Consider the following 24,821-nt stretch of genomic DNA (forward strand, 5'->3'; position numbering starts at 1 on the left):
TTTATACATTTTCTTGAAAAAAGTGAAAAATGCTGAAAAAACACCCTGTTGCCAGAGTGTTCCAGTTATCAGTTTTTAATCAATTTCTAAGCCGCCTGTATACAGTCTGTAGTAGACGCCTTTTTTCTCCATGAGCTCTGCGTGGTTACCACGTTCGACAATGCGGCCATGGTCCATAACCATAATGACATCAGAGTTGACAATCGTCGACAAGCGGTGGGCTATGACAAAGACGGTCCGGCCCTGCATGAGCTTGTCCATACCCTCTTGGACCATTTTCTCGGTCAAGGAATCGATAGAGGAAGTCGCCTCATCCAAAATCAGGACCGGAGCATTGGCTAGGGCTGCCCTGGCAATAGCAATCAGCTGACGTTGACCATTTGACAAGCCAGCCCCATCACCGCTAATCTGGGCGTCGTAGCCATTTTCCAAATGTTTGACAAAGCGGTCAACATTAGATAATTTTGCCGCAGCCAGTATCTCATCTCGACTGGCAGCTTCATTACCATGGGCGATATTTTCCGCAATGGTCCCTGTAAAGAGGTGGGTATCCTGCAAGACGATGCCCAGGGATTTTCTCAGAGAAGCCTTATCAATCAAGCGAATATCAATTCCGTCGTAGGTAATCATGCCTGACTGAATCTCGTAGAAACGATTGATGAGATTGGTAATAGTCGTTTTCCCAGCTCCTGTCGCTCCGATTGATCCCTTGGTCGATAATCGCCGCCATCAAAAAGAGAATGGATAGCTCGAACAGCACTTCAATCGTCATCGCCAAGAATGCCAAAATCGAGGGTCGCTTATAGTTACCAACATAGCCTAGTAGTATCTTATACATTACTCTCCTCCTTTATTGTAATTATCACTAACTATTATTATATTGCTATTCAAGAAAATATTCAATGATTAACATGAAAATGACAGGAAAAAAAGCCGAACATCCTTGTTCAACTTTGCTCCTATCTATAATTCCTATCCCATTCTCCGTCCTGGTCTTTCCTTGTATAGAAAAATTCAGACAGATTTGGATCATCCATGACCTTGAGAATTTCCAGCAAGTCATAGGCCAAATCCATTTGGGGTAAATCCGATTTTTTAACCCAACGGACTTCTCCTTCTTCCGTCGAGAGGAGTTGACCGGTAAATGCTGTCGCCTTGTAGAGAAAGACAATGCAACGATGCCCCTCCTTATCAGGCCAGTGCTTGGTCCCAACCAGCTGGGCATTCTGAATTGTCAGACCGGTTTCTTCATAGACCTCACGGACGACCGAATCATAAAATGGCTCATTTTCCTCAATGTGCCCACCTGGGAATGCAACGCCGGACCAACGATAACGATCGGGGTCGCGGATTTGTACCACCACATTTCCATCCTTGTCTTCAATGAGGCACATATTGGTCAGGGTAACGGTTTGCTTACGGGACATAGTTCACTCCTTTTATAATATATTCCTCATTATACCACAAAAGCCAAGGAAATCCCTCGGCTTTGTTAATTTCTTACCAACGTGGTTCTGCTTCAAAGGTCCATTTCCGGGTCCAAGAATGGCTCTGACCTGGCTGGATAGAAATGGTTTGGATGATTTCTGGGCTGACGATATGGTCCGTTGCCCATAGGAGGAGACTGGTTGGGGTGACTCTATCCGTCCCAGTCACGCTAGCCTTAGCCCCCTTGTGCAAGAGTTTCCATGAAAACTCATCTCGGAGCGGAGCATTTTCCGTAGAAAGCACACTCAAAGACACATCGGTCTCACACTTGTCAAAGGCAATAGCCTTGCCGTTTGCTATAAAATTATTATGGTCGTAGCCACCAAATCCCTCCAGGCGCTGGTCGCCCAAATCATACATGTCCGGCAGCTCCAGGCGGTAGTCAGGCGAAATAGCCATCCCATCGATACTGAGGAAATTATGGCAATATTCCTCGGTCACAATCTCCCGCTCGCCAACATTAGTGATGGTCGCCTCCAAAATCAGGTGATTGTCCTCTATCCGAATGGTCTTACGCACCTGAGCCGCAATGCCCAAACAAGGCACCGCATCCGTCACAAAGTCCGCACTGATCTCCGTGTGGCTAAAAGTCACAGGATAGGGCACAACCTCCTCATACTTGTGTTCAAACTGGTAGCCCAGGTCGCTGTCCTGCTTGATCAGACCCACTCCCAGCTTTGGAAAATAGTTTCCGACTGCAGCACCTTGTGAAAAATCACCCGAAAACTCACAACACAGACCGCGGCCACCCGATGACAAGTGTCTCAGGTTCATGGGTTCATTGGCACAGAAATGCGTATCTCCGTCCAAAATGACATTAGAGATGAAACCAGCTCGGTCAAAGCGAAAAGTATCATTGGGCCGCTCGCCAGGCTCAGCAATCTCCACTCGCAGGCGATGATTGGTAAGGTAGATCATAAGAACCTCCGTGAATATTTTATAACATAATTATATATTAAATATCCACCTAAGACAATAGCCTACCCTACTTTTCCAAAATCATCCGATATTCTGTCCGTTCTTGGCCGAGATGGACCTGTTTGCTCACCCCATCAAAGCGAAAGCCGACTTTTTCATAGAAAGAAATAGCACGCGCATTTCCTTCCAGCACCCAGAGGCAAACTCTATCGTAGTCTTGCATTTTTTCCAGCGCAGCTTGGAGCAGTCGGTAGCCGACTTTCTGACCGTAGACATCCGCCAGCACATAGAGGGCGTATAGTTCGCTAGCATTTTCCAAATCCTCCGACATGGACTGACCATAGCAGGAAAAGCCTACTACCTGGTCATTTTCAAGAGCCACAAAAATCCTCTCTGGATAGCGAAAGGCCCAGTCCTGACAGCGTTCTAGCGTGTAGGTCTTTTGGAGAAATTCCTGCGGTAACAAGTCAGCGTAGGCCTCCTGCCAAGCCTTCCAATGGACATAAGCCTTACCCCTAATCTCCTCCTCAGTCTGCATGGGTTTAATAATCATCATTATCACCTCCTTTTAAAATGATTATACTGAAAAAAAGAAGCTAACACAAGGTCAACTTCTCATCTTCATTACGGGTGCAAGCGGTGCAACATACGTGGGAATGGAATGGCTTCACGGATGTGTTTTGTACCAGCTACAAAGGTTACCATACGCTCAATACCGATACCAAAACCACCGTGTGGTACCGAACCGTATTTGCGGAGGTCAAGGTAGAATTCGTATTCTGACTTGTCCATGCCGAGTTCATCCATCTTAGCTACCAAGGCATCGTAGTTGTCCTCACGCATAGAACCACCGATGATTTCACCGTAGCCTTCTGGAGCCAAGAGGTCCGCACAAAGTACGCGCTCTGGATTGCCAGGAACTGGTTTCATGTAGAAGGCCTTGAAGCTTGCTGGATAGTTAACAACGAAAGTCGGTACACCAAAGTAGTTTGAAATCCAAGTTTCATGTGGCGATCCGAAGTCATCACCATGTTCGATGTGTTCGTAGTCTGTATCTTCATCAGCTTCATGTTCTTGCAGAAGGGTAATGGCATCATCATAAGCCACACGTTTGAATGGTTCTGCAATGTAGCGTTTAAGGGCATCCACATCACGCTCAAGAGTTTCCAAGGCTTGAGGAGCACGGTCGATAACACCTTGAATCAAGGCTTTGACATAAGCTTCTTGCAAGTCAAGTGACTCTTCATGGCTGAGGAAGGAGTACTCGGCATCCATCATCCAGAACTCTGTCAAGTGACGGCGGGTTTTTGATTTTTCTGCACGGAAAACAGGACCGAAGTCGAAAACACGACCAAGGGCCATGGCACCAGCTTCCAGGTAAAGCTGACCTGATTGACTGAGGTAGGCAGGTTGACCAAAGTAGTCTGTTTCGAACAATTCTGTCGAATCTTCTGCCGCATTTCCAGACAAGATTGGGCTATCAAACTTGATAAAGCCATTCTTTTCAAAGAATTCATAAGTCGAATAGATGATGGCGTTACGGATTTGCTGGATAGCGACCTGTTTACGCGAACGCAACCAGAGGTGACGGTTGTCCATGAGGAAGTCCGTACCGTGTTCTTTGGGCGTGATTGGGTAATCTTGTGACTCACCGATGACTTCAAGGTCTGTCACATCCAACTCGTAACCAAATTTAGAACGCTCATCTTCTTTGACAATTCCTGTTACATAGACAGAAGTTTCTTGGCTGAGGCGTTTTGCTACATCAAATTTTTCCGTTCCCTCTTCTTCACCGAATTTTTCAATGAAGTTTGGTTTGAAGGCAACGGCTTGGAAGAAGGCTGTTCCGTCACGCAACTGCAAGAAAGCCAATTTCCCCTTACCTGACTTGTTGGCAACCCAGGCACCGATGGTCACTTCTTGACCGACATAATCTTTTACTTGGTTAATGGTGATTAATTTTCTAGACATAATCTTTCCTTTTTTCTTTTATTTTGACATGAATGTGTGGAGTCGAGCAACAGCCTCTTTGAGCGTGTCCATATCTGTCGCGTAGCTGAGGCGGATATTTTCAGGAGCACCAAAACCTGCACCTGTTACCAAGGCCACACCGACTTCTTCCAAGATAGCTGTGGTAAATTCCGTCACATCCGTGAACCCTTTCATTTCCATAGCTTTTTTAACATTTGGGAAGAGATAGAAGGCTCCTTCCGGTTTGATAACTTCAAAACCTGGCACTTCTGCTAGTAATGGATAGATAGTGTTAAGTCGCTCTTCGAAGGCCTGACGCATGGTTTCAACCGTATCTTGTGGACCTGTAAATGCCTCAATAGCTGCATATTGAGCAGCCGTGGTCAAATTTGATGTAGTCTGACCGATAATCTTACTCATGGCACCGATAATCTCTGGATTTCCAACCGCAAATCCAACCCGCCAACCAGTCATGGCATAGGCCTTAGCCACTCCATTGACAACAATGATCTGCTGGCGAATGCTCTCTGAGATACTTGAAATCGGTGTAAAACTATTGCCGTTATAGACCAAACGGCCATAAATATCATCTGCCAAGATGAGAATGTCGTGTTCCACAGCCCAGTTTCCAATAGCCTCCAATTCCTCACGACTGTAAATCATACCAGTCGGATTGGACGGGCTGTTGAGCAAGAGGACCTTGGTCTTGTCTGTTCGAGACGCTTCCAACTGGTCAACCGTCACCTTGAAATTATACTCTTCCGTCGCAGTGACAAAGACTGGCACACCTTCATTCATCTTAATCTGGTCAGCATAAGACACCCAATAAGGCGTTGGAATCAGAACCTCATCACCCGGATTGATAACCGCTGCAAAGAAGGCATAGAGGATAAACTTAGCACCCGTTCCCAGCACAACCTGATTGCGCTCAATGGAGTAGCCGTAAAATCGCTCAAAATACGTATTGACCGCATCTTTCAACTCTGGCAAACCAGATGCCACCGTATAAAAGCTAGCCTTGCCATTTTCAATAGAAGAAATCGCAGCCTCTTGGATATTCTTAGGAGTGAAAAAATCTGGCTCTCCCAAGGTCAACTCCAAAATATCGCGTCCCTGCGCTTTCAAGGCCTTGGCACGCGCACCAGCCGCCAAGGTCACACTTTCTTCCATTTCCAAAACGCGGTTTGATAGCTTACTCATAAGCCCTCCTTTTTGATAAAGTCTCCAGTTTTAAAATCAATGTTATAATAGGCCGTCCCTGACTTGATTTCCCAAATAGGCTTGCCCTCCCGCATGCCGATAATCGCGCGGTCAATCTGGCCGGCTCCCTGCTCTTGGGCAATGGTCTCAGCCTGGGCTTGGGCAACGCCGTCAGATAGTTTGTAAACATAAACTTGGGAGGTTTGATCTGACACTAGGATTGCCAGCTCTTGTCCAGCAGAATCCGTCCCTAAGACGGTATGAAAGTCGTCCACACCTCGGTAGGAATTAATCGTTTCAATGGTTTCCAACTGGACTGCTTGACGGGCCAGATTCTCCGCCCTCTCACTTGCCTGGGCATAGGGACTGCTGGCCATTTCCAAAATCAGGAGTATAGAAAATGTCAAAACCGTCAGGATAACTGCTGAACCAATCAAGAATTGTTGACCTAAGGTCAGGCTAATCCAAGGTTCACGTGATGTTTTCGCCATAATAGGAATATTATACTACAAGTTGCCACATATTGCTAATTGAATCCGAAAATTCTGCAAAAAAACTTCAGCTAAAATTCGATATGGGAAAATGCGCTCAAAATCTTGTCAGAATCAGCTTTTTCAGCCATCAAATTTCTTGCCAAAGGAACTAGTTATTGATAAAATAAACTTATGAATAAAGTAGAAAACTCTCTAAAAGAAAATCAGCATGCCCTACATAGTTTAGTTGTCTTTCGTCGCGCTGCCAATACTATTAGCAGACAGGAGACAGATATCATCAGAAAACATGGATTAACCGTTGGCCAATTTGGCGTGATGGAAGCACTTTACAATAAGGGGAATTTGCGCATCCAAGATTTGATTGATAAGCTACTCAGCACTTCTGGCAACATGACGGTGGTCATTCGGAATATGGTCCGTGATGGCTATATCTTCAAGACCCAGGATGAAAGTGATAAGCGGGCTTCCTTGATTGGTTTGACTCCTTTCGGTCGGGAAACGATTGAGAAGGTTTTGCCGGAACACTATGCTCATGTTGGAAAAATTTTCTCTGTTTTGAGCCAGGAAGAACAGGATTTATTGGCCGATTTACTAAAAAAATTCAAATTCATAGACAAAAATGTTGCTAATTAGTGATTTATGTGTTATGATAGTCACATCAAGTAATTAAGGAGTTACATTATGTCAAACATTTTATTTTTAGTTGGTTCTCTTCGTGAAGGTTCATTCACTGCTCAATTGGCTCAAGCTGCTGAAAATGCACTTGAAGGTAAAGCAACTGTATCTTACCTTGATTGGAAAGAAATTCCTGTATTCTCACAAGATTTGGAAGCTGATGCTCCTGCATCTGTAAAAGCTGCGCGTGAAGCAGTTGTTGCTGCTGACGCTATCTGGATTTTCTCACCAGTTTACAACGCTGCTATCCCTGGTTCAGTGAAAAATGTTCTCGATTGGCTCAGCCGTGCACTTGATTTGTCAGATCCACGTGGTGCATCTGCTCTTCATGAAAAAGTGGCAACAGTATCTATCACTTCATTTGCACACCAAGAAGATGCAGCTGTTCAATACCGTGCACTTCTTCCATTCATCCGCACAAACTTCGTAGATGAATTGACATTTGCAACAAACGGCGCTCCAGTTGATGAAGAACAATTGGCTAAACAAGTTGACGCTGTTCTCGCTGCAATTAACTAATTCGCAAGCCTCCCTACAACAAGAACCTGTATTCACAAGCTAAATATGTTGAGCTGCAAATACAGGTTATAAGTCTATTTCTCAGGAGATAGGCTTTTCTTTTTTACTCAAAAAGTCCTAGGTTCTTGACTACCTAGGACTGCTGCTTTTATCTGAATAGATTTTGTGTGCTTGAATTTGGACTAACCTAGACTTTTTGCGACAATATCCGCCGTCGAACTGATTTTCTGACGTCTTCTGGTCCTATTTCCTAGTTATTTTATAGCAGAATGGGGAAAGATTCTCAATACGCATATTCCATAGAATAGACAAGGCACCCAGATTCTGGGTGCCTATCTATTTTCTACTACCAAACAGGTCTGCTATCTGGCCTACAAGTGGGAGGTGAGAAGATGCAATATAAACCAATCATTCGACTAGTGGTGGGAATGTAGGTCCAGATAAAGACCATGTAGGATAGTTGGAAAGCATAAGGATTACTCTTCTCTTCTGCGAGCTGTGCCTGCTATGGCAAGGGCAGCTAGGAAGAGGCTAGCACCAATTGCAGTCACTGCATGTGAATCGCTGGTACCAGTATTTGGCAATTGAGCCGTACCAGGGCTAGCTGGTTGTGCAGGTCCTGCTGGGCTCGGTTGAGCTGGAGTTGTTGGAACTTCTGGCTCAACTGGAGTCTCAGGCTTGACAGGTGTCACAACAATCGGTCTACTTGGTCGAGCTGGTGGGCTCGGAATGTAGTTGATTGGTGTATCTTGACCTGGATTTCCTGGGATAGGAGGCGCAATGTAGCCCTTGGTTGGATCACTTGGATCTACTGGCTGCAATGGTACTCCTCCTGGGCCGACAGGGATATAACCCGGAACATGCGGAATAGATGGTAGATCTGTACCTGGTTTGCCTGGGTCAGTCGGATGATTCGGATATGGAACCGGAGTAGATGGCTGACCTGGAATGTTTGGTACATAGCTTCCAATTGGTACATAAGTGTAGACAACACTTGTACCGCCTGCTGGAATCTTACCAGAAGCATTGCTTGGTACTTCCTTGAGCAGATAGCCCTTGATGATCTCAGGGGTGGTCGTGTAATCATCACCAACCTTACCTGGAATGGACTTGCTTGGAATCAAATCATTGCCCTTGTCATCCACATAGCGCACGGTCACGCTAGCGTCTTGTGGAATGTACTTGATAACAGTATCTTCACCTGGCTTGCTTGGTACAGGTGGCAGGTAGTTACCGTCTGGACCCTTAGGCAATTCTTTACCATCTGGTCCTACAGGGATGTAGCCTGGAACGACTGGCACAACACCTGTCGGAATACCTGGTTTACCTGGGTCTGTCGGATGGTTCGGATACGGAATTGGTGGCACTGGGTCGTGACCCTCTGGCAATTCTGGTACCCATGAACCGAGTTTATTGTAAACATAGACAACGGTTGTACCTTCTGCTCCCACCTTGCCCTTGCTGTTAGCAGGGATTTCAGTTAGATAGTAGCCCTCAATCACCTGTGGAGTGGTGGTGTAGTCATCACCGACCTTGACTTCCTTGCTTTCTGTTGGACGCAGGTCTGCACCCGTATCGTCCACATACTTGACAATCAGGCTAACAGTATTTGGATCATCTGGATTGATGTCCACCGTCCGCTCTACCAATTCGTAGACAAAGGTGTTGGACTTCAGATCTGGTCCAAATGTGCCGTCCTTATCGTAATTATCCTTGTTGGTAACTATGTAGCCCAGGTTTTCGTACATGGTAACAATGCTGGATACATCCATGCCCAGCTTATCGCCAGTCTTACCAGACAGGTCAATGGTCACCTTGGTCACGGGATTTTCAGGAACTGTCACGTCCACAAAGCTAATCTTACCAACTTGCTCAACCGGTTTGTAGGTAATCGGCGTTGGCTGGCTTGGATCCTTCGGTTTCGGTGGAATATAGTTGCCATCTGGATCCTTAGGCAATTCATTACCATCAGGGTCTACTGGTACATAGCCTGGATAGTCTGGAACCGTTGGAATTGGATTGTTTGGATCCTCTTCATTTGGTCTGGTTGGTTTTGGATCCGCAGGCTTGGTCGGATCGTTCGGATCGTTTTCATACGGAATGTCTGGAACTGGGTCATTTCCTGGAGGCGGTGTGACGGTCCAGCTAGACAGTTTCTTGTAGGTCACGACTTCGCTGATATCAGTCGTAGTTTCCGTAGCGGTCACATCCTCCGCAGTTGTGCTAGCCTCTACCTTGTCACCGTTCTTAGTCGCTGCAATAGCCACATAGCCATCAATGACTGGCAATGGATTTCCTTCCAGAACAGCGTCGCCATCCTTGGCTTCCCAATCCGTGTAGGTCACTTGCTTGGTCACAAAGTTGTAGCTACCTGTCCGCTCGAAGGTCACTGTTGTAGTCTTGCCTTCTGGAGCTGTTACAGTCTCGCCCTCTGGACTTTCGACTACATAGGACACCTTACGAGTAATGGTGCGAGAAACATCTTCCCACTTCGGTCCATCAGGATTATTCGGATCGACAGGCGTGCCTGGGGTCTGTGGATTATCTGGGGTGATAGAGACAACCTTAGCTTTCACAATGACAGTGAAGGTCTGAGTGGTATCCTTATCAGTGTCAAATACTTGTCCACCTTCCTTGGTGAAACCATCTGTCACGACCTCATAACCTTGGTTAGTGAGTTCAGTGATACGAGCTGTTGTGGTGTAGTTGATTGGCTCGCCTGACTTACCTGTTACTTCGTCTACTGCTCCTAGCGTTTGTCCTTTGTCATCTTTGTATGTGATGGTCGCTTTTTGAGCGTCTTTTACATATCTTACGATGACTTCTTTGTCTGCTGCAGTAGCTGGCACGTCTAGTTCAGCTTCGACACTTGCCTTGTCTGGAGTGTAACCTGCAATAGCTGGTGTGTCTACTTTGTCGAAGTCATCATCAGCTGAGGTCCATTCACCATAGGTCACGTCTTTAGTTACCAAGTTAACAGTTGCGGTACGTTTGTAGGTTAGTGTTTCTTCTACGTCTGGCTTAGCTGTTGACCCGTCTTCGTATTGGTACTTGATGGTACGTTTTACTGTTTCGTTCAGGTCTGTTGCTTTCACTCCGTCTGGCCATTCTGGTCCGTCTGGATTACCTGGATCTACTTCTGTTCCTGGATTCTTAGGATCTTCTGGTGTGACAGTTACTACTTTTGCTCTGACTACTACTTCGAATGGCTGGTCTGTAGCTTTGTCTGTGTCGTATACTTGTCCACCATCTTTAGTGAAGCCGTCACTTACTACTTCGTATCCTTGGTTAGTGAGTTCAGTGATACGAGCTGTTGTGGTGTAGTTGATTGGCTCGCCTGACTTACCTGTTACTTCGTCTACTGCTCCTAGCGTTTGTCCTTTGTCATCTTTGTATGTGATGGTCGCTTTTTGAGCGTCTTTTACATATCTTACGATGACTTCTTTGTCTGCTGCAGTAGCTGGCACGTCTAGTTCAGCTTCGACACTTGCCTTGTCTGGAGTGTAACCTGCAATAGCTGGTGTGTCTACTTTGTCGAAGTCATCATCAGCTGAGGTCCATTCACCATAGGTCACGTCTTTAGTTACCAAGTTAACAGTTGCGGTACGTTTGTAGGTTAGTGTTTCTTCTACGTCTGGCTTAGCTGTTGACCCGTCTTCGTATTGGTACTTGATGGTACGTTTTACTGTTTCGTTCAGGTCTGTTGCTTTCACTCCGTCTGGCCATTCTGGTCCGTCTGGATTACCTGGATCTACTTCTGTTCCTGGATTCTTAGGATCTTCTGGTGTGACAGTTACTACTTTTGCTCTGACTACTACTTCGAATGGCTGGTCTGTAGCTTTGTCTGTGTCGTATACTTGTCCACCTTCCTTGGTGAAACCATCTGTCACGACCTCATAACCTTGGTTAGTGAGTTCAGTGATACGAGCTGTTGTGGTGTAGTTGATTGGCTCGCCTGACTTACCTGTTACTTCGTCTACTGCTCCTAGCGTTTGTCCTTTGTCATCTTTGTATGTGATGGTCGCTTTTTGAGCGTCTTTTACATATCTTACGATGACTTCTTTGTCTGCTGCAGTAGCTGGCACGTCTAGTTCAGCTTCGACACTTGCCTTGTCTGGAGTGTAACCTGCAATAGCTGGTGTGTCTACTTTGTCGAAGTCATCATCAGCTGAGGTCCATTCACCATAGGTCACGTCTTTAGTTACCAAGTTAACAGTTGCGGTACGTTTGTAGGTTAGTGTTTCTTCTACGTCTGGCTTAGCTGTTGACCCGTCTTCGTATTGGTACTTGATGGTACGTTTTACTGTTTCGTTCAGGTCTGTTGCTTTCACTCCGTCTGGCCATTCTGGTCCGTCTGGATTACCTGGATCTACTTCTGTTCCTGGATTCTTAGGATCTTCTGGTGTGACAGTTACTACTTTTGCTCTGACTACTACTTCGAATGGCTGGTCTGTAGCTTTGTCTGTGTCGTATACTTGTCCACCATCTTTAGTGAAGCCGTCACTTACTACTTCGTATCCTTGGTTAGTGAGTTCAGTGATACGAGCTGTTGTGGTGTAGTTGATTGGCTCGCCTGACTTACCTGTTACTTCGTCTACTGCTCCTAGCGTTTGTCCTTTGTCATCTTTGTATGTGATGGTCGCTTTTTGAGCGTCTTTTACATATCTTACGATGACTTCTTTGTCTGCTGCAGTAGCTGGCACGTCTAGTTCAGCTTCGACACTTGCCTTGTCTGGAGTGTAACCTGCAATAGCTGGTGTGTCTACTTTGTCGAAGTCATCATCAGCTGAGGTCCATTCACCATAGGTCACGTCTTTAGTTACCAAGTTAACAGTTGCGGTACGTTTGTAGGTTAGTGTTTCTTCTACGTCTGGCTTAGCTGTTGACCCGTCTTCGTATTGGTACTTGATGGTACGTTTTACTGTTTCGTTCAGGTCTGTTGCTTTCACTCCGTCTGGCCATTCTGGTCCGTCTGGATTACCTGGATCTACTTCTGTTCCTGGATTCTTAGGATCTTCTGGTGTGACAGTTACTACTTTTGCTCTGACTACTACTTCGAATGGCTGGTCTGTAGCTTTGTCTGTGTCGTATACTTGTCCACCATCTTTAGTGAAGCCGTCACTTACTACTTCGTATCCTTGGTTAGTGAGTTCAGTGATACGAGCTGTTGTGGTGTAGTTGATTGGCTCGCCTGACTTACCTGTTACTTCGTCTACTGCTCCTAGCGTTTGTCCTTTGTCATCTTTGTATGTGATGGTCGCTTTTTGAGCGTCTTTTACATATCTTACGATGACTTCTTTGTCTGCTGCAGTAGCTGGCACGTCTAGTTCAGCTTCGACACTTGCCTTGTCTGGAGTGTAACCTGCAATAGCTGGTGTGTCTACTTTGTCGAAGTCATCATCAGCTGAGGTCCATTCACCATAGGTCACGTCTTTAGTTACCAAGTTAACAGTTGCGGTACGTTTGTAGGTTAGTGTTTCTTCTACGTCTGGCTTAGCTGTTGACCCGTCTTCGTATTGGTACTTGATGGTACGTTTTACTGTTTCGTTCAGGTCTGTTGCTTTCACTCCGTCTGGCCATTCTGGTCCGTCTGGATTACCTGGATCTACTTCTGTTCCTGGATTCTTAGGATCTTCTGGTGTGACAGTTACTACTTTTGCTCTGACTACTACTTCGAATGGCTGGTCTGTAGCTTTGTCTGTGTCGTATACTTGTCCACCATCTTTAGTGAAGCCGTCACTTACTACTTCGTATCCTTGGTTAGTGAGTTCAGTGATACGAGCTGTTGTGGTGTAGTTGATTGGCTCGCCTGACTTACCTGTTACTTCGTCTACTGCTCCTAGCGTTTGTCCTTTGTCATCTTTGTATGTGATGGTCGCTTTTTGAGCGTCTTTTACATATCTTACGATGACTTCTTTGTCTGCTGCAGTAGCTGGCACGTCTAGTTCAGCTTCGACACTTGCCTTGTCTGGAGTGTAACCTGCAATAGCTGGTGTGTCTACTTTGTCGAAGTCATCATCAGCTGAGGTCCATTCACCATAGGTCACGTCTTTAGTTACCAAGTTAACAGTTGCGGTACGTTTGTAGGTTAGTGTTTCTTCTACGTCTGGCTTAGCTGTTGACCCGTCTTCGTATTGGTACTTGATGGTACGTTTTACTGTTTCGTTCAGGTCTGTTGCTTTCACTCCGTCTGGCCATTCTGGTCCGTCTGGATTACCTGGATCTACTTCTGTTCCTGGATTCTTAGGATCTTCTGGTGTGACAGTTACTACTTTTGCTCTGACTACTACTTCGAATGGCTGGTCTGTAGCTTTGTCTGTGTCGTATACTTGTCCACCATCTTTAGTGAAGCCGTCACTTACTACTTCGTATCCTTGGTTAGTGAGTTCAGTGATACGAGCTGTTGTGGTGTAGTTGATTGGCTCGCCTGACTTACCTGTTACTTCGTCTACTGCTCCTAGCGTTTGTCCTTTGTCATCTTTGTATGTGATGGTCGCTTTTTGAGCGTCTTTTACATATCTTACGATGACTTCTTTGTCTGCTGCAGTAGCTGGCACGTCTAGTTCAGCTTCGACACTTGCCTTGTCTGGAGTGTAACCTGCAATAGCTGGTGTGTCTACTTTGTCGAAGTCATCATCAGCTGAGGTCCATTCACCATAGGTCACGTCTTTAGTTACCAAGTTAACAGTTGCGGTACGTTTGTAGGTTAGTGTTTCTTCTACGTCTGGCTTAGCTGTTGACCCGTCTTCGTATTGGTACTTGATGGTACGTTTTACTGTTTCGTTCAGGTCTGTTGCTTTCACTCCGTCTGGCCATTCTGGTCCGTCTGGATTACCTGGATCTACTTCTGTTCCTGGATTCTTAGGATCTTCTGGTGTGACAGTTACTACTTTTGCTCTGACTACTACTTCGAATGGCTGGTCTGTAGCTTTGTCTGTGTCGTATACTTGTCCACCATCTTTAGTGAAGCCGTCACTTACTACTTCGTATCCTTGGTTAGTGAGTTCAGTGATACGAGCTGTTGTGGTGTAGTTGATTGGCTCGCCTGACTTACCTGTTACTTCGTCTACTGCTCCTAGCGTTTGTCCTTTGTCATCTTTGTATGTGATGGTCGCTTTTTGAGCGTCTTTTACATATCTTACGATGACTTCTTTGTCTGCTGCAGTAGCTGGCACGTCTAGTTCAGCTTCGACACTTGCCTTGTCTGGAGTGTAACCTGCAATAGCTGGTGTGTCTACTTTGTCGAAGTCATCATCAGCTGAGGTCCATTCACCATAGGTCACGTCTTTAGTTACCAAGTTAACAGTTGCGGTACGTTTGTAGGTTAGTGTTTCTTCTACGTCTGGCTTAGCTGTTGACCCGTCTTCGTATTGGTACTTGATGGTACGTTTTACTGTTTCGTTCAGGTCTGTTGCTTTCACTCCGTCTGGCCATTCTGGTCCGTCTGGATTACCTGGATCTACTTCTGTTCCTGGATTCTTAGGATCTTCTGGTGTGACAGTTACTACTTTTGCTCTGACTACTACTTCGAATGGCTGGTCTGTAGCTTTGTCTGTGTCGTATACTTGTCCACCATCTTTAGTGAAGCCGTCACTTACTACTTCGTATCCTTGGTTAGTGAGTTCAGTGATACGAGCTGTTGTGGTGTAGTTGATTGGCTCGCCTGACTTACCTGTTACTTCGTCTACTGCTCCTAGCGTTTGTCCTTTGTCATCTTTGTATGTGATGGTCGCTTTTTGAGCGTCTTTTACATATCTTACGATGACTTCTTTGTCTGCTGCAGTAGCTGGCACGTCTAGTTCAGCTTCGACACTTGCCTTGTCTGGAGTGTAACCTGCAATAGCTGGTGTGTCTACTTTGTCGAAGTCATCATCAGCTGAGGTCCATTCACCATAGGTCACGTCTTTAGTTACCAAGTTAACAGTTGCGGTACGTTTGTAGGTTAGTGTTTCTTCTACGTCTGGCTTAGCTGTTGACCCGTCTTCGTATTGGTACTTGATGGTACGTTTTACTGTTTCGTTCAGGTCTGTTGCTTTCACTCCGTCTGGCCATTCTGGTCCGTCTGGATTACCTGGATCTACTTCTGTTCCTGGATTCTTAGGATCTTCTGGTGTGACAGTTACTACTTTTGCTCTGACTACTACTTCGAATGGCTGGTCTGTAGCTTTGTCTGTGTCGTATACTTGTCCACCATCTTTAGTGAAGCCGTCACTTACTACTTCGTATCCTTGGTTAGTGAGTTCAGTGATACGAGCTGTTGTGGTGTAGTTGATTGGCTCGCCTGACTTACCTGTTACTTCGTCTACTGCTCCTAGCGTTTGTCCTTTGTCATCTTTGTATGTGATGGTCGCTTTTTGAGCGTCTTTTACATATCTTACGATGACTTCTTTATCTGCTGCAGTAGCTGGCACGTCTAGTTCAGCTTCGACACTTGCCTTGTCTGGAGTGTAACCTGCAATAGCTGGTGTGTCTACTTTGTCGAAGTCATCATCAGCTGAGGTCCATTCACCATAGGTCACGTCTTTAGTTACCAAGTTAACAGTTGCGGTACGTTTGTAGGTTAGTGTTTCTTCTACGTCTGGCTTAGCTGTTGACCCGTCTTCGTATTGGTACTTGATGGTACGTTTTACTGTTTCGTTCAGGTCTGTTGCTTTCACTCCGTCTGGCCATTCTGGTCCGTCTGGATTACCTGGATCTACTTCTGTTCCTGGATTCTTAGGATCTTCTGGTGTGACAGTTACTACTTTTGCTCTGACTACTACTTCGAATGGCTGGTCTGTAGCTTTGTCTGTGTCGTATACTTGTCCACCTTCCTTGGTGAAACCATCTGTCACGACCTCATAACCTTGGTTAGTGAGTTCAGTGATACGAGCTGTTGTGGTGTAGTTGATTGGCTCGCCTGACTTACCTGTTACTTCGTCTACTGCTCCTAGCGTTTGTCCTTTGTCATCTTTGTATGTGATGGTCGCTTTTTGAGCGTCTTTTACATATCTTACGATGACTTCTTTGTCTGCTGCAGTAGCTGGCACGTCTAGTTCAGCTTCGACACTTGCCTTGTCTGGAGTGTAACCTGCAATAGCTGGTGTGTCTACTTTGTCGAAGTCATCATCAGCTGAGGTCCATTCACCATAGGTCACGTCTTTAGTTACCAAGTTAACAGTTGCGGTACGTTTGTAGGTTAGTGTTTCTTCTACGTCTGGCTTAGCTGTTGACCCGTCTTCGTATTGGTACTTGATGGTACGTTTTACTGTTTCGTTCAGGTCTGTTGCTTTCACTCCGTCTGGCCATTCTGGTCCGTCTGGATTACCTGGATCTACTTCTGTTCCTGGATTCTTAGGATCTTCTGGTGTGACAGTTACTACTTTTGCTCTGACTACTACTTCGAATGGCTGGTCTGTAGCTTTGTCTGTGTCGTATACTTGTCCACCATCTTTAGTGAAGCCGTCACTTACTACTTCGTATCCTTGGTTAGTGAGTTCAGTGATACGAGCTGTTGTGGTGTAGTTGATTGGCTCGCCTGACTTACCTGTTACTTCGTCTACTGCTCCTAGCGTTTGTCCTTTGTCATCTTTGTATGTGATGGTCGCTTTTTGAGCGTCTTTTACATATCTTACGATGACTTCTTTGTCTGCTGCAGTAGCTGGCACGTCTAGTTCAGCTTCGACACTTGCCTTGTCTGGAGTGTAACCTGCAATAGCTGGTGTGTCTACTTTGTCGAAGTCATCATCAGCTGAGGTCCATTCACCATAGGTCACGTCTTTAGTTACCAAGTTAACAGTTGCGGTACGTTTGTAGGTTAGTGTTTCTTCTACGTCTGGCTTAGCTGTTGACCCGTCTTCGTATTGGTACTTGATGGTACGTTTTACTGTTTCGTTCAGGTCTGTTGCTTTCACTCCGTCTGGCCATTCTGGTCCGTCTGGATTACCTGGATCTACTTCTGTTCCTGGATTCTTAGGATCTTCTGGTGTGACAGTTACTACTTTTGCTCTGACTACTACTTCGAATGGCTGGTCTGTAGCTTTGTCTGTGTCGTATACTTGTCCACCTTCCTTGGTGAAACCATCTGTCACGACCTCATAACCTTGGTTAGTGAGTTCAGTGATACGAGCTGTTGTGGTGTAGTTGATTGGCTCGCCTGACTTACCTGTTACTTCGTCTACTGCTCCTAGCGTTTGTCCTTTGTCATCTTTGTATGTGATGGTCGCTTTTTGAGCGTCTTTTACATATCTTACGATGACTTCTTTGTCTGCTGCAGTAGCTGGCACGTCTAGTTCAGCTTCGACACTTGCCTTGTCTGGAGTGTAACCTGCAATAGCTGGTGTGTCTACTTTGTCGAAGTCATCATCAGCTGAGGTCCATTCACCATAGGTCACGTCTTTAGTTACCAAGTTAACAGTTGCGGTACGTTTGTAGGTTAGTGTTTCTTCTACGTCTGGCTTAGCTGTTGACCCGTCTTCGTATTGGTACTTGATGGTACGTTTTACTGTTTCGTTCAGGTCTGTTGCTTTCACTCCGTCTGGCCATTCTGGTCCGTCTGGATTACCTGGATCTACTTCTGTTCCTGGATTCTTAGGATCTTCTGGTGTGACAGTTACTACTTTTGCTCTGACTACTACTTCGAATGGCTGGTCTGTAGCTTTGTCTGTGTCGTATACTTGTCCACCTTCCTTGGTGAAACCATCTGTCACGACCTCATAACCTTGGTTAGTGAGTTCAGTGATACGAGCTGTTGTGGTGTAGTTGATTGGCTCGCCTGACTTACCTGTTACTTCGTCTACTGCTCCTAGCGTTTGTCCTTTGTCATCTTTGTATGTGATGGTCGCTTTTTGAGCGTCTTTTACATATCTTACGATGACTTCTTTGTCTGCTGCAGTAGCTGGCACGTCTAGTTCAGCTTCGACACTTGCCTTGTCTGGAGTGTAACCTGCAATAGCTGGTGTGTCTACTTTGTCGAAGTCATCATCAGCTGAGGTCCATTCACCATAGGTCACGTCTTTAGTTACCAAGTTAACAGTTGCGGTACGTTTGTAGGTTAGTGTTTCTTCTACGTCTGGCTTAGCTGTTGACCCGTCTTCGTATTGGTACTTGATGGTACGTTTTACTGTTTCGTTCAGGTCTGTTGCTTTCACTCCGTCTGGCCATTCTGGTCCGTCTGGATTACCTGGATCTACTTCTGTTCCTGGATTCTTAGGATCTTCTGGTGTGACAGTTACTACTTTTGCTCTGACTACTACTTCGAATGGCTGGTCTGTAGCTTTGTCTGTGTCGTATACTTGTCCACCATCTTTAGTGAAGCCGTCACTTACTACTTCGTATCCTTGGTTAGTGAGTTCAGTGATACGAGCTGTTGTGGTGTAGTTGATTGGCTCGCCTGACTTACCTGTTACTTCGTCTACTGCTCCTAGCGTTTGTCCTTTGTCATCTTTGTATGTGATGGTCGCTTTTTGAGCGTCTTTTACATATCTTACGATGACTTCTTTGTCTGCTGCAGTAGCTGGCACGTCTAGTTCAGCTTCGACACTTGCCTTGTCTGGAGTGTAACCTGCAATAGCTGGTGTGTCTACTTTGTCGAAGTCATCATCAGCTGAGGTCCATTCACCATAGGTCACGTCTTTAGTTACCAAGTTAACAGTTGCGGTACGTTTGTAGGTTAGTGTTTCTTCTACGTCTGGCTTAGCTGTTGACCCGTCTTCGTATTGGTACTTGATGGTACGTTTTACTGTTTCGTTCAGGTCTGTTGCTTTCACTCCGTCTGGCCATTCTGGTCCGTCTGGATTACCTGGATCTACTTCTGTTCCTGGATTCTTAGGATCTTCTGGTGTGACAGTTACTACTTTTGCTCTGACTACTACTTCGAATGGCTGGTCTGTAGCTTTGTCTGTGTCGTATACTTGTCCACCATCTTTAGTGAAGCCGTCACTTACTACTTCGTATCCTTGGTTAGTGAGTTCAGTGATACGAGCTGTTGTGGTGTAGTTGATTGGCTCGCCTGACTTACCTGTTACTTCGTCTACTGCTCCTAGCGTTTGTCCTTTGTCATCTTTGTATGTGATGGTCGCTTTTTGAGCGTCTTTTACATATCTTACGATGACTTCTTTGTCTGCTGCAGTAGCTGGCACGTCTAGTTCAGCTTCGACACTTGCCTTGTCTGGAGTGTAACCTGCAATAGCTGGTGTGTCTACTTTGTCGAAGTCATCATCAGCTGAGGTCCATTCACCATAGGTCACGTCTTTAGTTACCAAGTTAACAGTTGCGGTACGTTTGTAGGTTAGTGTTTCTTCTACGTCTGGCTTAGCTGTTGACCCGTCTTCGTATTGGTACTTGATGGTACGTTTTACTGTTTCGTTCAGGTCTGTTGCTTTCACTCCGTCTGGCCATTCTGGTCCGTCTGGATTACCTGGATCTACTTCTGTTCCTGGATTCTTAGGATCTTCTGGTGTGACAGTTACTACTTTTGCTCTGACTACTACTTCGAATGGCTGGTCTGTAGCTTTGTCTGTGTCGTATACTTGTCCACCATCTTTAGTGAAGCCGTCACTTACTACTTCGTATCCTTGGTTAGTGAGTTCAGTGATACGAGCTGTTGTGGTGTAGTTGATTGGCTCGCCTGACTTACCTGTTACTTCGTCTACTGCTCCTAGCGTTTGTCCTTTGTCATCTTTGTATGTGATGGTCGCTTTTTGAGCGTCTTTTACATATCTTACGATGACTTCTTTGTCTGCTGCAGTAGCTGGCACGTCTAGTTCAGCTTCGACACTTGCCTTGTCTGGAGTGTAACCTGCAATAGCTGGTGTGTCTACTTTGTCGAAGTCATCATCAGCTGAGGTCCATTCACCATAGGTCACGTCTTTAGTTACCAAGTTAACAGTTGCGGTACGTTTGTAGGTTAGTGTTTCTTCTACGTCTGGCTTAGCTGTTGACCCGTCTTCGTATTGGTACTTGATGGTACGTTTTACTGTTTCGTTCAGGTCTGTTGCTTTCACTCCGTCTGGCCATTCTGGTCCGTCTGGATTACCTGGATCTACTTCTGTTCCTGGATTCTTAGGATCTTCTGGTGTGACAGTTACTACTTTTGCTCTGACTACTACTTCGAATGGCTGGTCTGTAGCTTTGTCTGTGTCGTATACTTGTCCACCATCTTTAGTGAAGCCGTCACTTACTACTTCGTATCCTTGGTTAGTGAGTTCAGTGATACGAGCTGTTGTGGTGTAGTTGATTGGCTCGCCTGACTTACCTGTTACTTCGTCTACTGCTCCTAGCGTTTGTCCTTTGTCATCTTTGTATGTGATGGTCGCTTTTTGAGCGTCTTTTACATATCTTACGATGACTTCTTTATCTGCTGCAGTAGCTGGCACGTCTAGTTCTGCTTCTACACTTTCCTTGTCTGGAGTGTAGCCTGCAATAGCTGGTGTGTCTACTTTGTCGAAGTCATCATCAGCTGAGGTCCATGGGGTATAGGCAAGAGCTCCAGTAACGACATTTACCTTAGCAGTGCGGGTAAATGTCAATGTTTCTTCAACTGTCGGTCTTGCCTCTGATCCGTCTTCGTATTGGTACTTGATGGTACGTTTTACTGTTTCGTTCAGGTCTGTTGCTTTCACTCCGTCTGGATATTTTGGTCCAGTTGGATTAGTTGGGTCTATCGGAGTATTTGGCTCTTTTGGAGCATCAGGAGTTACCGTCTTAATTCTTTCACGTAAAACAATCTTAAATACCTGACTTGGATCCTGTCCATCACTGTCTTCTAAACTATCAAATGTCGCTGTAGCATTTGTGAAATTATCACTGATTATCTCGTAACCACTATTTAACTTGTTACGAAGATAATCGCTAGTTGCTGACGTAGAAATAGCAGTTCCTTTTCTATCTTGCTCAATCAAACTCGTGTCAAAGACTTCGGGCCCTTCTTGATTATTCTCAACATTAGCTGTCTTTGTATAGATTTCTATCTTAGCTTTTGCTGCTTTCTCATATACAAATGTCAGTTCTTTCAACGTGTCACGTTCAATATTCCCTGTCTCTGCTGAAACTTTAACAACGTGACGTAACTCTGCTGGATCCTCAGTAACTGGTTTAAGAGTAGATGTAGCAGGATCTACCTGTTTAAACAAATAACGAGTACCATTTATTGTCTTCTCTGCATATCGTAGTGACTCAGCGTTATACTGAGAACCGCTTACTCCGTGATCAACTAAAGTTGTGCTTTCCAAAATTGGTTGACCAGTTTCATCTACATAATGTACTACTACGCCTCCTTTTTCAGCATAGTAATAAGTCACGTGCTGTTCATTCGCTACATTGTCGTTGACCATACGCATTTGAACACCACCGAAACCAAAAGGTTTACCGTCTTTTCCTTTTAGTGTTACCGCTTTGTGTTCTGGAATAAAGAAATTACCTTCAGGGAAGTTTTCTCCATTTCTAGCAAAATTATTAGTTTCCCCTGTAATAACATTTGTCACTGTATGAGGAGTAGTTTTGTAACTTTCAAATTGATGTTTTGAAGTGTATCTATAACTACCTTCTAACGTATTTACTTTGCCAGGAACAATTTCTTCAGATGTAAAGAACTTAATAAAGTTTTCTGATGTAAGGTCTGCTTCCGTAATATTTGTTTTTTTATCAAGTGCTAATCTATTTGGTCCATCTGGATTCAGTAGGTAAATATGTGCTTTATGGGTACCGTCTTTTCTAGTAACTTCCAACACACGAACCAAATTGTGCGTCATGATACTTTGAATCGTTTTTGATCCAACCTTGTAATCTGCTGCTAAATCTCCCTTTAGAACAGTCGGAACATCTTCGGCAATTAGCTCATATTTATCAAAATCTAACGCACCTGCAATAGTATAACTATCTCCAGTTAATGCTCCTTTTTGGATATAGGTAGCTAGCGTTTCTTCTGCTCTCTTTTCTGTAGCTTTTACGACATATTTCGTTTCTTGTGTCGTACGAACCGGAACTAAAACATTAAAAATATTCAGTTCTGTCCCAACAGAATTTGGACTAACCTTATCATAAATGACTGTATTGACATTGCCACCATTAGGGTTGTTGATTTTTAAGTTTTTGCTTGTAGAATTACTCGGATCTGGGGTGAATTGAAAACGATATGTATAACCAGCGTTCTCATATTGAGATAAGGTATTAAACTTAGCTGTAGAACCTTGGGCAATCTCTATCGATTCTAAAATTTTATTATTCTGACGCTTATCAACTAAATCTGCATATACCTTGTTGATTTCTCCTTCTTTAGAGATAGAAAATTGGAAGAAGTAATCTTTATTATATTTGTTATTAAATGTCGTTGTCTTGTTTGGTTCTATCTGAGAATTCAAACTTAATACCATAAAGACTTCTCGTCCATCAGGTAGCGTTGTTTTATACGCTGTAGGTACTGCTGTTGTTGCTTCTGCTACACTTGCATCACCAGCTGCTACATCCAAACCTGTATTAGCAGCCTTAACTTCGTCCGGAATAACCCATTCAGTAGTTACATAAGATACAGTATTTGCACTTCTTGTAGCATTTTCGATAGCCCTAAAACCACTTGTCCCTTCCGCATTGCCGCTAGCTGTCGGTTGGTCGACTTGACCGTCGGATGCTGGTGGCACTGTTGCCCCAAAGCCTGTATAGCCTTCTGTTACTACCTTGGTTTCTGGGACAGCTACAGGGCGCACTGAAAAGGCTACTGGGTTGGCCTGGCCTTCGTGGACGGTGGCGGTCACGTTGGTCTTGGCTGGGTCTGACAGCTCATAGCCCTTCGGCAGGTAGTCAGCTGTGACAGTCACTTCTGCGCTAGCCTTTTCCTCAGTAGTGGTGACGATGGTCGCCTGTGGTTTGCCCTTGCCGACCTCTTCCTTTGTGGTTTCTTCCACATAGGAGGCATGGTAGACGATACCTGCTTGGCGTTCGACAGGCACTTCCACCTCTGGTGCAGCTGGTGCTTCTGGCGCAACTGGCTCAGCAGTTACTTCTGGGACAACTTCCGCAGGTGCTACTGGAGCTTCAAGGACAGGTGCTTCTGGCTCTGGACTTGGCAAGCTTTCCACCACGGGAACTTCTGGCACTTCTACTGGAAGCTCAGCTGGTGGCGTCTCTGGGACTGGGACTTCTACCGCTGGCTGGGTAGAAAGGTCGATTTCCTCCGCCTGGGCCAATGGACCTGTCGCTAGACTGGCGATGGCAACACCAAGCAAAACACTGGCAGCACCGAAATGGTACTTACGAATAGAGAATCGCTGGCGTAGACTATACCAGTCAAAACCACGATTCCTCCGATTAGGTTTATTTGACATTGCAAACCCTCCTCTATATAATTTTGTTTTTTAAAACAATTTAAAGATAACATATATTTTTGTATAAATCAAGAATTTTTATGTTATTATAAGTCTCTCTAATAGGTTATATATATTTGTATTTTGTTAGAATGGTTTATCGGTAAAATATTCATGGAAAACTGCTATTTTATTAGGTTTTATTGACAGATCAATAAAAAATATCCCCTACAAATTTTTGCAAGGGATAATGACTGATTTGTGAAATTTTCACAAAAATTATTGATAAAATACATTTATATATATATATATATATATCTGTTTTAGTATGTTATCGGTAGCTTGGTTTCCTCCGCTACAACCAGGCGCTTGTCCTCCTTGTCCGTAAAGGGCAGGACTGGTGGGCGCAGTCTTTCCAGGCAGGAGACCACTTGGCTACCATCCTGGTTAAACTTGAGCAGGGCATAGTAAGGGTCGTGGTAAAAGAGGAAGGTGTAGCCTTGACTGTAGGCTTGCTTGATCCACTTTTCCTTGGCCTTGATACTGTCCATAGGGTAGTCGTCTACTGCTGCCACCCAGAGGGGATTAAAGTGGGCATGGGTCAGGAGTGTGTCGGCCATGTGTATCAGGGTCTCCCCATCTTGCTTGAGCAGGATAATGCTGTGGCCACGGCTGTGACCGCCTGTGTGGTGCATCTCAATGCCGTCGACCAGCTTGAGCTCTGATCCAAAGGTCTGGACCTGGTCTTGGATGGCCTGCCAGTTTTCAGGCAGGTAGGTAGCCCTGGTACGGGGATTGGGATAGCGCACTTCTTCCCACTCGATGTCATTGATGTAGATAGTGGCATTTGGGAAGGTGGGAACCAGCTCGCCATCGACTAGCCTGGTCAGGCCACCGGCATGGTCATTGTGCATGTGGGTCATGAGGACCACATCGATATCCTCAGGGCTGAGGCCCAGCTGGTCCAGGCTTTCTAGGACACGGTTTTCTGAGATGACGCCGAGATTTCTCCGGAGTTTGTCACTGAGTTTTTCCGTCCCCAGACTGGTGTCGATCAGGTAATGCTTGCCCTGGTAGCTGATGAGGATGGGGTCTGTTAGGTCATGGATGAGCCCCTGTTCATTGGTCGGGAAATAGCGGGACCAGACAGCCTTGGGCACAGGTCCGAAGATGGTTCCTGCATCCGTGTACTTGTCTGCCCCTCTCAGCCAGGTCAGGGTCATCTGGCCGAATTGGTAGTTTTGTAGTTTCATATTTTCATATTCTCCTCATTTCACAT

General features: G+C 45.3%; 10 protein-coding genes and 1 pseudogene. 2 read left to right on the plus strand and 9 right to left on the minus strand.

The window, feature by feature from the left end; translation table 11 throughout:
* Positions 1 to 75: 75 nt before the first annotated feature.
* The 7 genes and pseudogenes from NQZ91_03320 to NQZ91_03350 all read right to left on the minus strand — a co-directional run bounded on the left by NQZ91_03320 (position 76) and on the right by NQZ91_03350 (position 6,068).
* Positions 76 to 702: pseudogene (locus tag NQZ91_03320) on the minus strand (ATP-binding cassette domain-containing protein).
* Positions 703 to 959: 257 nt separating this feature from the next.
* Positions 960 to 1,427, minus strand: a complete 468-nt coding sequence (locus tag NQZ91_03325) for an 8-oxo-dGTP diphosphatase (GenBank protein UUM58414.1) — start codon at positions 1,425 to 1,427, stop codon at positions 960 to 962.
* Positions 1,428 to 1,500: 73 nt separating this feature from the next.
* Positions 1,501 to 2,406 carry a hypothetical protein gene (locus NQZ91_03330; GenBank protein UUM58415.1) on the minus strand — a complete coding sequence of 302 codons (906 nt, stop codon included), beginning with the start codon at positions 2,404 to 2,406 and terminating at the stop codon, positions 1,501 to 1,503.
* Positions 2,407 to 2,473: 67 nt separating this feature from the next.
* On the minus strand, positions 2,474 to 2,962 hold the full coding sequence (locus tag NQZ91_03335) for a GNAT family N-acetyltransferase (GenBank protein ID UUM58416.1): 489 nt from the start codon (positions 2,960 to 2,962) through the stop codon (positions 2,474 to 2,476).
* Between the two features lie 68 nt (positions 2,963 to 3,030).
* Positions 3,031 to 4,377: an asparagine--tRNA ligase gene (asnS, locus tag NQZ91_03340; protein UUM58417.1), complete on the minus strand. Its 1,347-nt coding sequence runs from the start codon at positions 4,375 to 4,377 to the stop codon at positions 3,031 to 3,033.
* An 18-nt stretch (positions 4,378 to 4,395) separates the two neighbouring features.
* Positions 4,396 to 5,577, minus strand: a complete 1,182-nt coding sequence (locus NQZ91_03345) for a pyridoxal phosphate-dependent aminotransferase (GenBank protein UUM58418.1) — start codon at positions 5,575 to 5,577, stop codon at positions 4,396 to 4,398.
* Positions 5,574 to 6,068 carry a peptidase gene (locus NQZ91_03350; GenBank protein ID UUM58419.1) on the minus strand — a complete coding sequence of 165 codons (495 nt, stop codon included), beginning with the start codon at positions 6,066 to 6,068 and terminating at the stop codon, positions 5,574 to 5,576. The genes NQZ91_03345 and NQZ91_03350 overlap by 4 nt, the downstream gene beginning before the upstream one ends.
* 174 nt (positions 6,069 to 6,242) lie before the next feature.
* Between NQZ91_03350 and NQZ91_03355 the strand changes: the two genes are divergently transcribed.
* Both NQZ91_03355 and NQZ91_03360 read left to right on the plus strand, forming a co-directional pair.
* A complete protein-coding gene (locus NQZ91_03355; GenBank protein UUM58420.1) occupies positions 6,243 to 6,704 on the plus strand; it encodes a MarR family transcriptional regulator in 462 nt (153 codons plus the stop codon).
* A gap of 48 nt (positions 6,705 to 6,752) precedes the next feature.
* On the plus strand, positions 6,753 to 7,265 hold the full coding sequence (locus tag NQZ91_03360; protein ID UUM58421.1) for an NAD(P)H-dependent oxidoreductase: 513 nt from the start codon (positions 6,753 to 6,755) through the stop codon (positions 7,263 to 7,265).
* A 476-nt stretch (positions 7,266 to 7,741) separates the two neighbouring features.
* On the opposite strand, the gene NQZ91_03365 is transcribed toward NQZ91_03360, so the two are convergent.
* Together NQZ91_03365 and NQZ91_03370 are read right to left on the minus strand one after the other, a co-directional pair.
* Positions 7,742 to 23,563: a MucBP domain-containing protein gene (locus NQZ91_03365; protein UUM58422.1), complete on the minus strand. Its 15,822-nt coding sequence runs from the start codon at positions 23,561 to 23,563 to the stop codon at positions 7,742 to 7,744.
* 302 nt (positions 23,564 to 23,865) lie between these two features.
* The gene (locus tag NQZ91_03370; GenBank protein ID UUM58423.1) at positions 23,866 to 24,795 is read right to left on the minus strand and encodes an MBL fold metallo-hydrolase; all 930 of its coding nucleotides are present in this window, start codon (positions 24,793 to 24,795) and stop codon (positions 23,866 to 23,868) included.
* Positions 24,796 to 24,821: the final 26 nt, after the last annotated feature.

It is taken from the genome of Streptococcus suis (genome assembly GCA_024583055.1).
Classification (GTDB): domain Bacteria; phylum Bacillota; class Bacilli; order Lactobacillales; family Streptococcaceae; genus Streptococcus; species Streptococcus suis_V.